This window comes from Streptomyces sp. NBC_01214 (assembly GCF_026340975.1).
GTDB lineage: Bacteria > Actinomycetota > Actinomycetes > Streptomycetales > Streptomycetaceae > Streptomyces.
Genome location: NZ_JAPEOS010000002.1, coordinates 637,071 through 652,528 on the forward strand (window position 1 = coordinate 637,071; position 15,458 = coordinate 652,528).

General features: G+C 70.5%; 5 protein-coding genes. 3 read left to right on the plus strand and 2 right to left on the minus strand.

Annotated features, from left to right (window positions below):
• Positions 1-420 precede the first annotated feature (420 nt).
• Positions 421-3,690 (minus strand): tetratricopeptide repeat protein, encoded by a 3,270-nt coding sequence (locus OG594_RS27855; protein WP_266604302.1) that lies wholly within the window; start codon positions 3,688-3,690, stop codon positions 421-423.
• Between the two features lie 152 nt (positions 3,691-3,842).
• On the opposite strand from OG594_RS27855, the gene OG594_RS27860 reads away from it, so the two are divergent.
• Positions 3,843-4,604: a DUF4344 domain-containing metallopeptidase gene (locus tag OG594_RS27860; protein ID WP_266604304.1), complete on the plus strand. Its 762-nt coding sequence runs from the start codon at positions 3,843-3,845 to the stop codon at positions 4,602-4,604.
• Positions 4,605-4,708: 104 nt separating this feature from the next.
• Positions 4,709-4,840, plus strand: coding sequence for a hypothetical protein (locus OG594_RS27865; protein WP_266604306.1), 132 nt, complete (start codon positions 4,709-4,711; stop codon positions 4,838-4,840).
• Positions 4,841-4,949: 109 nt separating this feature from the next.
• Here OG594_RS27865 and OG594_RS27870 read toward each other — a convergent pair whose 3' ends face one another.
• Positions 4,950-8,006 carry an FG-GAP-like repeat-containing protein gene (locus OG594_RS27870; RefSeq protein WP_266604308.1) on the minus strand — a complete coding sequence of 1,019 codons (3,057 nt, stop codon included), beginning with the start codon at positions 8,004-8,006 and terminating at the stop codon, positions 4,950-4,952.
• A 565-nt stretch (positions 8,007-8,571) separates the two neighbouring features.
• Between OG594_RS27870 and OG594_RS27875 the strand changes: the two genes are divergently transcribed.
• Positions 8,572-15,447, plus strand: coding sequence for a ricin-type beta-trefoil lectin domain protein (locus OG594_RS27875; protein ID WP_266604310.1), 6,876 nt, complete (start codon positions 8,572-8,574; stop codon positions 15,445-15,447).
• Positions 15,448-15,458 lie beyond the last annotated feature (11 nt).

Consider the following 15,458-nt stretch of genomic DNA (forward strand, 5'->3'; position numbering starts at 1 on the left):
GCCGGGGCCGGTTCGGGCCCGCAGGATTTTCGCGTGCGCGCCCCCGCCCCGACCGGGAACCCGGTGGGGCTGGGGCTTCGCACGCGCGCGATTTCACCGCGAGCCGTCCACCGAGTCCGCCTCGGGGCGCTTCCCGCCGCTTCCCTCCACCTCAGGCCCCCTGTCGGCCTTCCGGCCTGTCGGCCTCTTGCCCTCTGGCCTGGCGGCCTGACGGTCCAGCCGCCTGACGGCCTTCGGCTTCGCCCAGCGGGCTTCGGCTTCGCCGGTGGGCTCCGGCCTTCCGGGGCGTGGCCTCGCGGCTGGTGGCCCGGTGGCCTTTGGCTTTGTCCGGTGGGCTCCGGCTTTTCGCGGCGGGCAGGGGGCCGCTGGTCCACCTGGCCCGGGGTGCTGGTGGGGTCGGGGCGTGCCGCGGTTTCCGCGTCAGGGCCGGGGGACCCCCATGACCTCACGCGAGTGCAGGTTCGGGACCAGGCCGAGCCGCCACGCCTGCCAGCCCTCCGCCGGATCCACCCCCCGGCCCAGGACCACCCCGTAGGTCTCCAGGCAGTCCTCCAGCCGCCCGTCCCGCGCCGGATGCGGCGCCTGCGCCAGGCGCGCCAGCTCCGCCCGCGCCTCCTCCGGCGCCGCCGGCACCGCGTACGGCAGCATCGTGCACCGCAGGAACCGCGCCCAGTCCTCCCCGCGCCGGTCCCCGTACGCGATGAACAGCCGCACCGCCTCCTCGCACAGACCCAGCGCCTGCGACAGCCGGCCGTTGCCCGCGTCGATCACCGCCAGCTCCAGACACGTCCACGCCTCGCCGTGGGCCAGCCCGATCCGCCGGAAGTCCGCCCGCGCGTCCACCAGCAGCTGACGGGCGAAGCCGGAGTTCCGCAGGTTCCCCGTCTGCGCCGCCCGCTGGTCCCGCGTCACCCGGCCCGAATGGTGGCGGGCGTACGCCAGCCCGTACACGTCCCGCATCCGCGAGAACATCGTCCGCGCCCGCTCCAGCTCCCGCACCGCCTCGTCGCGCTCGCCGCCCACCTCCAGCGCCTGCCCGAGGTAGTACTGCGTCCACGCCTCCCCGCGCACGTCCTCCGCCTCCCGGTGCCGCGCCAGCGCCTCCCGCAGCCCGTCGACCGCCGGCCCAGGATCACCGTCCACCACCCGGGCCCGGCCCAGCTGCGTCAGCGCCCAGGCCTCACCACGGTCGTCGCGGGTGCGCCCGTACAGGTCCAGAGCCAGCCGCAGCTCGACCTCCGCCCGCTCCACGTCCCCGAACCGCAGGTGCACCTGACCCAGCTGGAAATGCGCCCAGGCCTCCCCGTGCACGCTCTCGCTCTCCCGGTGCAGGGCCAGGGAGGTCTCCAGCAGCCGCGCCGCCTCCGCCAACCGCGCCCGGTCCCGTTCCACCGCCGCCAGCGCGTGCAGCCCCCACGCCCGGTCACCCGCCAGCTCCGGCGGCTCCTGTAGCACCAGCGCCTCCCGGATGCGGATCGCCGCCTCCGGAAGATTGCCCTGGTGGTGCAGCGTGATCCCGAGCGAGACCAGGGCCATCGCGGCCGCCGCCTCCTGATCGGCCTCCATGTACTGGTCCACCACCGAGGCCAGCGTGGTGCGGGCCTTGTCCAGCTCGCCCAGCTGGCGCGCCGCGATGCCCGTACGCCACTGCACCGACCGCACCAGCCGCCCCTGCTGCCCCTTCAGCCCGTTCTGCCCCGCCGCCACCACCTGCGTCAGCTCATCGATCTCACCGAGCCGGTACAGGTCCCCGCGCAGCAGGCAGAAATCGCACAGCGCGCCCAGCAGGTCCAGCACCGCCTGCTGATCGACCCCCTCCGAATGCCGCAGCGCCGCCGTGATGAAGCTCGACTCGTCGTCCAGCCAGCGCAGCGCCGCATCCAGCGAGGTGAAACCGTGCCCCCCGACGGGCCCCTTGAGGAACGTGTTCGCCCGCGTCGACATCTTCCCGTCGACCATCCGGATCACCGAGTCCGCGAGCCGCGCGTAATCGCGGATCAGCCGCTCGTGCGCCGCCGCGGCCTGCGCCCGGTCCTCGTCCGCCACCGACCGCGCCGCCGCGTACGCACGCACCGCGTCGTGCATCCGGAACCGCTGGCCGCGCACCCGCTCGATCAGCCCGGCCTCCCACAGCTCCTCCAGCGTGCGCAGCGCCGCCGCCTCCGGTACGTCCGCCAGCGCGGCCGCCGCCGCACCACCCAGCGACGCCCGCCCGGCCAGCGGCAACCGCCGCAGCAGCTGCCGGGCCGGCTCGGCCAGCCCCGCGTCCGCCGCACGCAGCGCCGCCTCCACCGCGTGCGCCACCTCCACCGGATGCGCCGCCTCGCCGCCGGCCGGGGCCCGGCCCCCGCCCGCCAGCGGAGCCAGCAACCGCAGGGCGAGCGGCAGCCCGCCGCTCCGCTCCACCACCGCGGCCACGTCCTCCTCGGCCACACCCGCGAGCCCCGCCACACCCGGCTGCGGCGCCCGGAGCAGCTCCGCCGCCTCCTGCGGCGCCAACCGCTCCACCGGCAGCTGGTACACCCACGCCGCCAGATCCGCCGGCAGCTCCAACGGCTCCCGTGCCGTCACCAGCACCAGGCTCTCGGAACGCTCCGGAACCAGCATCCGCACCTGCGCCGCGTCCACCGCGTCGTCCAGCAGCACCGTCACCGGCAGCCCCTGTAGGTGCTGGTGGTACAGCTCGCCCAGGCGCCGCACCTGCTGCTCCGCCGACGCGCCCTCACGGAACAGCAACTGCTCGCGGGGCGCACCCAGCCGGTTCATCAGGTGCAGCAGCGCCTCCCGGGTGGCCAGCGGCGCCTCCCCGGACGCCTCCCCGGCCGAACCGCCCCGCAGGTCCACCACGCACGCGCCCCGGAACTGGTCCCGCAGACCGTGCGCCGCCCGCAGCGCCAGCGTCGTGCGGCCCACCCCCGGCTCACCGTGCAGCACCACCACCACCGGCCGGGTCTCCGTACTCGCCCGGGCCGCCTGCACCCACTGCGCGATCCGCGTCAGCTCGGACCGGCGCCCCACGAACACCTCCGCCGGAGCCGGCAGCTGCCCGAAGGAGTGCTCCAGCGCATTGCGCCGGCGCGCCTCCGCGCTGCGGTCCGTACCCCGCAACCGCGGAGCGGGCCGCGCGGCCGGCCGGGCCGCAGCGGGCCGGGCCGCCCGGGCCGCCGCGGCCACCGCCCGCTGCTGCTCCAGGAACGGCCGTATCCCGCGCACCTCCAGCGCCGACAGCCACTGGAGCCTCAACTGTTCCGGCCCGCCCGGCCGGCCCCGCTCCCCGGCCCGCCGGTTCGCGGCCGGCAGGTGCAGCGCCGTCACCTTCACCGCCGTCGCGACCGCACCCGAGATCCCCACCACGGCCCCCGCGGTCAGCGCCGTACCGGCCGCGACACCCAGCGACAGGTCAGCGCCCACGGCCGTGGCCGCCGCGACCGCCGTCACCAGCAACGCCGTGGAATGGTCGCCCCGCCGGAAGGCCTCGCCGAGCGACTGGTCCCCGGCCGCCGACTCGTCCAGAGCCCGCACGTACGCCTCGTACTCCGGCGCCGCACTCGCGGCGAGCGCGTCCAACGCCTCCCGGCCGCGAGCCAGCAGCGTCGCCCGGTCGATGCCCGTACCCGGTCCCCGCTGCGCCGCGTCGTCCACGGCCCGCTCCAACAGCCGCTCGGCCTCACCGCGATGGCTGTCCCGCATCGGCATCCCCCTCAGAGAGCTCCGGCAACGAGCCCCAAGTGTCCTGCGGGACTCCTCCGAGCGCGAGGGAATCTGAGCTACTTCAGAGGGAAGTGTGCACTCTCTCCTACAGTCGGGTCGAAATCAGTCAACTGGCATATCCGGAGGGCAATATGACGCTACATCGCTTACGTACGGCGCTGCTGTCGACCCTGTGCGCGACGGTGCTGCTGCCGGCGCTGTCCGGCTGCGAACCCCCGCCACCCGCAGAAGGATTCGCACCCCGCCACGAGGAACCGGCCGCGGCCGACCGCGACAGCGCCGACTTCCTCCAGCGGTGGAAGCTCCTCGAACGCGTCACCGACGACCTCAACGCCTATCTCGACGTCCCCGACCGGATCACGGTCGTCGCCCGTTCCTGCGCGGGCGAGGGCAGCGGCTACGACCCCGTGAACCAGCGGATCGAGCTCTGCTACGACGACCTGACGGAGGACCGGAAACGGTTCGAGGAGGCCGACCGCCGCCCGGCGGACGAACCCCTCTCCGAGGTCGTCCGGGAGACCCTCCACCACGAGGCGGGCCACGCCCTCATCGACGCCCTCGACCTCCCCGTGCGCGACGGGGGGCGCGCCGAGGAGGACGCCGCCGACCGCTTCGCCCAGCTGATGCTCCTGCGCGACCCGGAGGGCGACCGGGCCCTGCTGACCGCCGCCCGCGCCTACGACCTCGCCGCCGCGGCCGACCCCGCCCCGGCCCCCGACGACGAACACGCCCCGGATTCGGCCCGCGCGGAATCCCACCGTTGCGCGGCCTACGGCCACGACCCGGCCCGCCACCCGGACCTCGCGACCCCGGCCCGCGCCCACTGCCCCGCGACCTGGTCCACCACCCGTGACGCCTGGGTCCGTGACCTGACCCCGCTGCTGCGCCGCTGACGCCCGAGCGCGCACCTCGGCCGGCCGCCCGCCCGGCCCCGGCGGTCAGATGCTCCATCTCGGACTCCATCTCGGCCTCCAGTGCGGCCTGCATCAGGTGCTGCGTGATCGCCGGCAGGTCCATGCCCAGCCCGCCGGCGGTCTCCGGCGTCCTCGGCCGCCCCTCCGGCCCGGAGCAGGACGCCGACGGGCATCCGGACCACGAGGACCACGACCGGGACCAGGAAGGTCTCTGAGGCCTCCGTCGGTGGCGCTCGTACCACCGCCCGGTGACGACACAGGCGCCCTCCCCGGTGTTGTTCGGGGAGGGCGCCTGTGTCATGCATGGGGTGGTGATGCTGTCGGTTATCCGATGGTGAGGAAGGTGCTCCAGCCGTCTTCGTCGCGTCCGGTGGCGTTGCCGTAGGTGGTGGTGCCGCCTTGGAAGTAGTACTGCATTCCGTCGTTGCGCACGCCCCAGATGTCGGGGATGCCGTCGCCGGTGTTGTCCTCGGTGCCGAGCACCATGGGCCAGTCGGTACGGTTCCAGGCGGTCGTGGCGTAGGTGTAGTCGACGCCGCCTTCCGCGTTCGCCGCGTATTGCAGGGAGGTCAGGTCCGCGCCTGCGTTGGTGCCGGCCTTGCCCTTGCGCAGGGCCATGGTGCGGTTGGCGTTGGAGTTGTCGCGGAAGAGGAGGTCGGGGATGTTGTCGCCGGAAACGTCGCGGACGCCGACGATGTCGCGGGCGGCCCAGCCGGTGGCCATCTTGCGGTAGGAGGCGAAGCTGGATCCGGTGTAGCCGGAGAACGCCCAGAAGCCGTCCGCGTCCAGTGCGAACAGGTCGGGCAGGCCGTCGCCGTCGACGTCCTCGGAGACGACGATCTGCCGGAACGTCGCCGGGTCGGGTGCGGACGCGGGCAGCTGCATCTCGATGCGGCGGCCGGCGTCGAACTGGCCGGTGCCGGTGCCGGGGTAGATGTACAGCTTCCCGTCAGGCATCCGGGCGATCATGTCGGTGATGCCGTCGCCCGGGTGCCAGTCGGTGGCATGCCCGATCAGGGCCGGGACGGTGGAGGCCGGGTCCTTGAAGTGGCCGGGTGCGACGGGCTTGCCGTCCTGGACGGCGCCGGGGATGAACGCGTCGGTGTCGCCCTGGCGGTCACCGGCGTAGGTGCGCAGGTTGCCGTCCTTGTCGATGGCCAGGAGGTCGGGGAACTGGTCGCCGGTGACGTCGCCGGGCTTGTCGGTGCCGGTGCGGGGGCTGACGTAGAAGAGGTATTCGGTGGGAACGGAGACGTTCCCGGCGTGGTTGGCGGTGCGGACGTACAGGACGTTGGGTCCGGCGGTGTCGACCTGGAGCTTGATGGAGGCGAGGTCACCGTTGGTGGGGGCGGCCTTGTTCTCCCAGGACGGCTTGTTCAGGGACCACTGGTACTCGCGGATGGTGCCGGCCGCGGTGCCGTTGCCGCGGATCTCGATGACCTGGTCGGGGGTGGAGGCCGGGTTCATGCTCCAGTCGGCGGCGTCGGGGCCGGGCGGCGGGAAGTGTGCGGAGCTGACCGCCGGGTTGGCGGGCGCGGAGTGGTCGACGGTGAAGGTGCACCATCCGCCGCCGCCGGAGTCGGCGGGGCCGGAGCCCGCGGACCACCAGCCGTCCCAGTCTTGGGTCCGTGAGAGCCAGAAGTACTTGCGGCCGGAGGTGAAGGAGGCCCACGGGACGGATTTGGTGACCACTCCGTCGCTGTTGGGCCACAGCCACTCGTTGGCGATGTTGGTTCCGGACTCGGCGTCCCAGACCTCGATCTGGACCTGCTTGAGGTTGCCGTCCCGGTCACTGCCCTTGGCCTGGAAGGACACGTCCGTCTTGCCGATGCTGGTTCCGGTGCCGCTGGTCAGGCACGGGCCGCCCGGAGAGGTGTTCATGTTCGACGCGACCGGGATGTCGGGCCGGGTGTTGTAGACGACCTCGATGTACGGGGCGCTCTCACCGTTGGCGAGGAGCTTCTTCCAGTAGTAGGAGTCCGACTCGTTCGGCGCCTTGAAGCCCAGCGACAGCGCACCCCAGTTGGCGCCGGCGGCCTGGGTGACCAGACCCTTGATGTCGGGGGCGACCCAGTTGTCGGGGCAGGAGGAGTTGTAGCCGTAGCCGGCCATCTCGGTGCCGACCTTGTTTCCCCACCAGCCCGTGGTGTTGTTCCACGTCGAGGACGAGGACACGAACGGGGTGGAGTAGATGTCCATGGCCTTCTCACTGCACGACCACGAATACGTCTGCAAGGCGCGAACACTCGCCGACTGGATACCCGCACCGTACAGCTCGGACCCGAAATAGAAATTGAACACCGAACGGGAAGTACCGCCGGAATCCGATTCGTATCCGACACGGGCCTCGTTCGTGCCCGACGCGTTGTAGTTCTGGCCGTTGTAGAAACTCGAATTACCGGCCGTCTTGTAGAGCAGCGACCAGGCATGCTTGTGACCCTTGAAGGAAGGGTCGACGAACACCGGATACACCGTGTCCGCGGCGTTCAGCCATGCGGCATCCGCCTTCAGGGACAGGGTGCTGTCCTTGAGGGAGGCCGCGGCGACCGACAGGTGAGCGCGCTCCGCGCCGGCCAGGCCCGTCAGGCCCAGCGTGGGGTGCTCCTTCGCGGCCGCGGGGGCCTTCCAGGCGGGCACGTCGTCGGTCGTGGCGACCTTGCCCGACGAGTCCCACATCAGCGGCGAGGGAGAACCGGCCACCTCCTCGCCCTTCGCGTCCCGGGCCGACATCGCACCGGACTCGGCATCGAGCTGGAACTGCAGATCGGGTGAAGCGAGACGGTAATTGATCTCAGCCAGCAACGGATCCGCGGCCGCCTGCTTGTCCTTCACCACCAACAGGTGCGAATAGCCACTGTCTTGAGCAGTCATCAGCAAATCTATGCCCGGCCGCACATTCTCGTACAACGCCCGCGGACCGTCGATCACCGGCACGGGCAGCACACCCGGCCAACTCACCGACATGTCATGCCCGTCGACATTCAGACGCACCAGCTCGGTCCACACCTGACCCGGCACATCCACCGCCAGAGCGGACCGCACCACACCACGCGAAGACCGCTCGGCACCCGGCGTTCCCGCACTGAAGACGACAGCCCCGTTCACCGCCTTCGCCGCGAAACCACCCGAGGTCTGCTCCAGGTCGGTGTCGACCGGCTTCCACTGATCGCCGACCTTGGCCCGGACGGCGGAGCTGGAAATCTGCTTCTTGAACAGACCGTCAGGCCGGGCCCATGTCGTCGTGTTCGCACTCCGGTCGGCCGTTACCTCGACGTCCTTGCCCGTCTCGGCGGCCAGCTTCCGCGCCTGCGTGGCGGTCACCCGGCCGTTCGCCTCTTCCGAAGCCTTCTTCTGCGGCTTCCCGTCCCCTCCCAGTCGCACGCCGACCGGCACCGCAACAGCCAGCGCCAGCAGAGCGGCCAGGCCGCCTATGGCCTTCTGACGCCTGAACCAAGGACGTTCCGGTGCGACGGCTCGAGCTTCTGTAGCGGGTGTTGGCGGACTGGGGTCCACGGACTCACTGACAGCCATGGTCGTACTTCTCCCCCCTCGGGCTCGTGCTTCCACGGCCCTCGGCACTCACAAATGTCTTTCGGCCATCGGCCCCGAACCCGGGAGGCTCGCCCCCGGCCCGCCTTTCACACGGAAGGCGCGAGCAGAGCATGAACCATCCGGGCGAATCATCAGCCCTTGCATCCGTAACCCGACTGGCCATTTGATTAGGCTTTGCGTCGATTGCACCGAGCTCTGAGGTCCGTAAGTGACAAAGCCCACAACGGCTATTGGTTTGTAGATTTTCAGCCATCCTGGCCGCACAATCAGCTGGCTATTTATCAGTTTCCTGTCTCCGCCTGGCCAGTAGGCGGGGGCAGATCGTGGGGGGTTCCGCATGTCGCCGTTGTCGGCGCGCAATTTCCGCCTGCCCGGAAACAGGAGGACGCGCGCCGTGAGCGCGCGCCTCGCCGGGCGCACCGGCATCACCCTGTCGGTGGTGTTGGTCGCAACTCTCCTGCCCCTGCAAGCCTGGGCGGCGCCACCGGGTGACCGTAGTGGCGTTCAACTTCCGGGCCTCCAGCAGGACATGAAGGCCAAACTGGACAAGGTCGAGGCCGCGAAGCTGGTGGGCTGGGCGGGCACACCGGTTCAGCCTCCGGCTGCGTACGAGCCTTCCAAGGTCACTCCTCCCGCTGGGGGCTCGGCGCCGGTCCCGCTGACTCCGGACAGCGGGACGCAGCTGGTCCAGGCGGGCGCGCTGCCCGTCAGTATCGGCAAGGCCTCGCCCACCGAGTCCGACCCGACTCCGCCGGCTCCGTCGGGCACCTGGTCGGTGGCCGTCGAGGCCCGTACCAAAACCGAGGCGGCCGGCTTCGATGGCGCGATCATCAAGGTCACGCCTCCGGCCGAGGGCTCGACCCCGGTCGACGTGCAGCTGGACTACAAGCAGTTCGAGGACCTCTACGGCACCGAATGGGCTTCCCGGCTGGAGATCAAGCAGCTCCCCGAGTGCTTCCTGACCACGCCGGCCCTTCCCGAGTGCAGCACCGCAAAGCACGTCCCGAGCACCAACGACCCTGCGACGGGTACGGTCCGCGCAACCGTGGACCCGGCCACCGCGCCGGGCCAGGGCCTGCGCACGATGGCGCTCAGCGGTGGTTCCGGCCCGACGGTGCTGGCGGCCACGGACTCCGCGTCCGGCGCGGGCGGCACCTACAAGGCCACCCCGCTGCAGCCGTCCGGCTCCTGGACGGCGGGTGGCAGCGGCGGCGGGTTCTCCTGGTCCTACCCGCTGACGGTTCCGGCCCCTCCGGCGGGCACGGCCCCCAAGGTCGCCTTCAGCTACTCCTCGCAGACGGTGGACGGCAAGACCTCCGTCGCGAACGGTCAGGCGTCATGGATCGGTGACGGGTGGTCGTACGAGCCCGGATTCATCGAGCGCAGGTACCGCACCTGTTCCGACGACCGCAAGGCCACGCCGAGTGCGCCGAACAACGACAACAGCACGGACAAGAAGAAGAGCGACCTCTGCTGGGCGGGCGACAACGTCGTGATGTCCCTCGGCGGCAGCACCACCGAGCTCGTCCGCGATGCCACCACCGGTCAGTGGACCCCCGCGAACGACGATGGTGCCAAGGTCGAGCAGAAGACCGACACGTCCGTCGCGAACGGGGCCAAGGACGGCGAGTACTGGGTGGTCACCACCCGCGACGGTACGCGCTACTTCTTCGGCCGCCACGACGTCGACGGCGCCGGCACCCGCGCGGTGACGCACTCCGTCTTCTCGGTGCCCGTGTTCGGCAACCACCCGGGCGAGCCCTGCTACCAGACGGCCTTCGCGAACTCCTCCTGCAACCAGGGCTGGCGCTGGAACCTCGACTACGTCGAGGACGTCCACGGCAACGCGGTCGTCGTCGACTGGGCCAAGGAGACCAACCGCTACGCCAAGAACGAGAAGTTCAAGGAGAAGGTCGCCTACGACCGGGGCGGCTACCCCACGCAGATCCTCTACGGCCTGCGCGCCGGCAACCTGGGCGGCGCCCCGGCGGGCAAGGTCGGGTTCACCGTCGACGAACGGTGCATCAAGGAGGGCTCGGCCAAGTGCACGGACGCCGAGTTCGAGTCGAAGAACTTCGGTGACAAGCAGCCGTGGTGGGACACCCCCTCTACCCTGCACTGCAAGGCCGACACGTCGGACTGCTACGTCACTTCGCCCACCTTCTGGACCCGCAAGCGCCTGACCGCGGTCACCACCCACGGCCAGCGCACCGAGGGTTCCACGGACCTGTCCCTCGTGGACCGGTGGACCCTCACCCAGTCCTTCCCGAAGCAGCGCACCGACACCCACCCGCCGCTGTGGCTCGAGTCGATCACCCGTACCGGTTACGGGACGGCGAAGGACACGAACGGCAACCAGCTCAGCATGCCGCTGCCGCCGGTGTCCTTCCTGGCCAACGTCCAGGACATGCCCAACCGCGTCGCGAAGAGCGCCACCGACGCGACCCCCGACTTCGACCGCCTCCGCGTGGAGACCATCCGCACGGAGACCGGCAGCGAGACCTACGTCGACTATTCCGCCCCGTGCGCGGTGGGCGCCACTCACCCGAAGCCAGAGGAGAACAAGGGCCGCTGCTACCCGGTCCACTGGTCCCCGGACGGTGAGCTCGAGACTCCGCCGATCGAGTGGTTCAACAAGTACGTCGTCGACAAGGTCGTCGAGAAGGACCGCGTCGCCCGCCAGCCCGACGTCACCACCAGCTACACCTACGAGGGCGACGCCGCCTGGGCCAAGGACGACGACGAGTTCCTCAAGCCCGAGCTGCGCACCTACAGCCAGTGGCGCGGCTACGCGTCCGTCGTGACGCAGCGCGGCGTGACCGCCAATGCGGGCAAGGCCGACGCGACCGAGCAGTCCCAGAGCCGGACCTGGTACTTCCGGGGCATGTCCGGCGACGCCGGGCGGCCGAAGATCACGATCAAGGACTCCACCGGCGCGGAGGAGCTGGGCGAGGACCTGCCCGTCTACCAGGGGCAGACGGCCGAGACCATGACGTACTCCAAGGCCGGCGGCAGCGTCGTCGAGCGCGTGGTCACCTGGCCGTGGAACCAGAAGACCGCGACACGCCCCCGCGCCGGCACCACGCCACTGGAGGCCTTCCGTACGGGCACCATCCGCTCCGACGCGTACCAGTCGATCAGCGGCGGCCGGACGAACCTGATCCGGACCAAGGGCACCTTCGATCCCGCAAACGGCCTTCCGCTCACGACGCAGAACGAGGCCTTCACCTCGAACGGCACGGGCTGGACCGCTGTGGCGACGACGTGCGCCACCACCACCTACGTCGAGAACGCGGCGAAGAACCTGGTGGGTCTGCCCCAGAGGATGCGGGCGACCGTCGGTGACTGCGCGCAGGCTGCGACCGGCGCCCTGATCTCGGACACCCGTACCTCCTACGACGCCCTGAACGCCTTCGGTGCCGCCCCCGTCAAGGGACTCACCTTCCAGGTCGACACCAACGACGCGGCGGGCACGGGCTGGATCAACGACCGACGCACCGAGTACGACGCGTTGGGCCGCCCCAGCAAGATCATCAACGCGCTGGGGCAGTCCAAGACCACGGCCTACACCCCGGCCACCGGCCCGGTGTTCAGCACCAAGGTCACCAACGAGGCCGGGCACACGGAGACCACCAAGGTCGACCCCGCCCGCGGCCTCCCCCTGGAGGTCGCCGACGCCAACAGCCGCAAGACCACCCTGGCCTACGACGAACTGGGCCGCAGCACCGCGGTCTGGACGGCCTCGCAGAAGCCCGCCACCGACAAGGCGGCGCTCACCTTCAGCTACCAGGTCTCCGAGCACGAGCCTCCGACCGTGGTGTCACGCACCCTGCGCGACAACGGCACCTACGCCACCACGGTCGAGATCTCCGACGGACTGCTGCGCCCGCGCCAGACCCAGACCGACGCCCTGGGCGGCGGCCGCCTGGTCACGGACACTTTTCACAGCGCGAACGGCACGGTCACCCGGACCAACAACGGCTACTACGCCGAGGGCGCCCCGGCCCAGGACATCTTCGTCCCGGAGACCGTCTTCCACGTTCCGAACTCCACGAAGACGGCCTACGACGGCACCGGCCGCCCCGTCCGCACCACGGAACTGCACGCCGATGTGGCGAAGAGTTCGACCGTCATGCGCTATGAGGGCGACTGGACCCTGACGCGGACCGGAATGTCCGCGGACGGATCTGCTCCGCTGGCGGGCAGCCGCTCTTCCAAGACGTGGAGGGACGCACTGGGCCGCACCACGTTGGTGCAGCAGTACACCGCGGCGGACCTCACCACCTGGAACGACACCTCCTACGGGTACGACGCGAAGGGCAAGCTCGCCCAGGTCTCCGACCCGGCCGGCAACAAGTGGGCGTACACCTACGACGCCCGCGGCCGCATGGTCTCGTCCGACGACCCTGACATGGGCAAGGCCTCCTTCGGGTACGACGTCCTCGGCCGCACGGTGTGGACCAAGGACTCGGCGAACCGGGCGCAGTACACCACGTACGACGTCCTCGGCCGCAGGACCGAGTTGCGGAACAACGCGGCGGACGGCCCCCTGGTGGCGTCCTGGACCTACGACACGCTGACCGGCGCGAAGGGCCAGCCCGTCGCCGCCACCCGGTTCGAGGGCGCCGCCGCGTTCAAGACCGAGGTGACCGGCTACGACGCCGAGTACCGGGCGACCGGTACGAAGATCACGATCCCGGACGTGCCCGGCGCGAAGGGCCTCGCCGGCACCTACGCCTACAGCACGGCCTACACCCCCACGGGGCAGATCCAGTCGACCTCCCTGCCCGCCCTCCCGGGTGGCCTGGCGGCCGAGAAGCTGATCACGCGCTACAACGCCGACGGCATGGCACAGACCGTGTCGGGGCTGTCCTGGTACACCGCCGAGGCCGTCTACAGCCCCTTCGGCGACGTCCTGCGCACCACGTCGGGCAACGCCCCGAACCGGGTGTGGTCGACGAACCTCTACGACCCGTCGACCGGTCTGCTCTCCCAGGCGATCAGCGACCGCGAGACGGCCAGTCCGAACCGCATCTCGGCCATCTCCTACACCTACGACGCGATCGGCAACCCGACCTCCGTCACGGACACACAGACCGGCGGCAAGGTCGACCGGCAGTGCTACGCGTACGACGCGTTGGGTCAGCTCAGCAAGGCGTGGACGGGCAAGACCGCCGCGTGCACCGGACCTTCGATCGCCGACGTGACCGCCGGCCCGGACGGCGACGGCTACTGGCAGGAGTACCAGTTCGACAAGATCGGCAACCGCACCAAGCTGATCAACCGCGACCTGGCCAACGGCGCTCTCGACGACGAGACGAACTACACCTACGGCGTCGACATCTCGGCCGGCGGCCAGCCCCCGGTCAAGACCAAGCCCCACGCCCTGTCCAAGGCGGAGAAGACCGTCCGGACGGCCACGTCCACGGTCAACTCCCTCTCCACCTACGCGTACGACTCTTCCGGCAACACCACGAGCCGGAAGATCGACGCCGACACCCAGACCCTGACCTGGGACCGCCGCAACAAGCTCACCTCGGCGAGCAGCCCGGGCATCGGCGCCGTGGCCGTCACCGGCATGGCGGGCAAGTGCATCGACGTCGAAGGCGGCAAGACCGCCGACGGCACGCCCGTCCAGTTGTACTCGTGCAACGAGACCAAGGCGCAGCAATGGCGCCTGACCGGCGACACCGTCCGTGCGCTGGACAAGTGCCTCACTGCCCAGAACGGCAAGGCCGTCCTGGGCACCTGTGACGGCAGCGCACAGCAGAAGTTCATCCACCGTGCCGCCGACAAGACCCTCTACAACGCCGCCGCGGGCGGCTGCTTGGACCTCCCCAACGGCAACGACACGGACGGCTCCGACCTGCTGGTATACGCCTGCGCCGGCGGCCCCAACCAGCAGTGGACGCCGGCCGACAACACCACCACCTACGTCTACGACGCCGACGGCAACCGCCTCATCGAGGAAACCGGCAGCTCGCGCACCCTCTACCTCGGCGAAGCCGAGATCACCGTCAACAAGGCCGGCCAGGCCATCGACGCCGTCCGTTACTACAGCGGCCCCGGCGGTGTCACCACCACGCGCCAGACCGGAGGCAAGGCCACCGGCCACATTCTGACGGTCCTGCTGGCCGACCACCACAACACCGCCACCACCGCGGTCGAGGCGAAGGCCGGTCAGCCGGTCACCCGCCGTAAGGCCGATCCGTACGGCAACCAGCGCGGCCCGGTGGTCAACAACTGGCCCGGCAGCCGCACTTTCCTCGGCACCGGCAACGACGACAACACCACGGGCCTGACCCACATCGGCGCCCGCGAGTACGAACCGTCCACCGGCCGTTTCATCTCCGTCGACCCCGTGATCGACGTGGCCGACCCGCTCCAGATGAACGGGTACACCTACTCCAACGGCAACCCGGTCACCGGTTCCGACCCGTCGGGCCTCTTCTGTGACGGCTGCAGCGCCAACAACGACAACAGTGCCTGGGCTCCGGACCACGGGCCCGGCTGCACCACCGAGGGCTGCTACGGCGAAGACGGGAAGATCGAGTACTACTACCACGGCGACTCGGCGTCCCACGGTGCCACCACCAGGCTCACCATCCGGCCGCAGCCGCCGGAGTTGCTCTCCGAGAAGGGCAAGAAGGCCTGGAAGGCGGCGATCGAGAAGGTCCGGTCCAAGCGCAACTTCTTCGGCGCTGGGGCCGGCACGCCCAAGGGCCTGCCCAACGTGAGTGAGTTGTTCTGGAAGGAGTTCTGCGCAGGAGCACCGGAGGAATGTCCGAAGGAACGACCGGATGCCACGTCCGTCGAGGACTTCGAGCTGCGCGTCGTGGGCGATTCGCTGGTGGTGCAGGACGACGCGACATCCACAGCGAGCCTCACGGCGGCCGCCGCGCTCGCCCTGTTCCTGGATCCCGAGCACATGCGCGGGCAGCGGTTCTCCTATATCTCCGCCCTTGCGCAGAAGGCCGGACTGTCGAGCGCGCAGATGAAGCCCACCTCGGCGACCGGTGGCTGGGGAGTGCGATTCTTCTCGACCGATGACAAGTCGGTCATGGCCATGTACGAGGTGGGGGACAAGAACAGCCCTGACCCGGTGCACAGGGGTCCCTACCTGAAGGTCCAGGCGCAGGGCCTGGGGAAGGACGGGGCCTTCCGGACACCGATGGCAGGAAACCCGAACCCCACGCTCGGGGGCAGGGTGCCTACGAGCACGGCCGGAAAGATCGCGGAGTTCCTCGTGAGGGCCCGCACAAGGCGCTGACGCGCGGACAG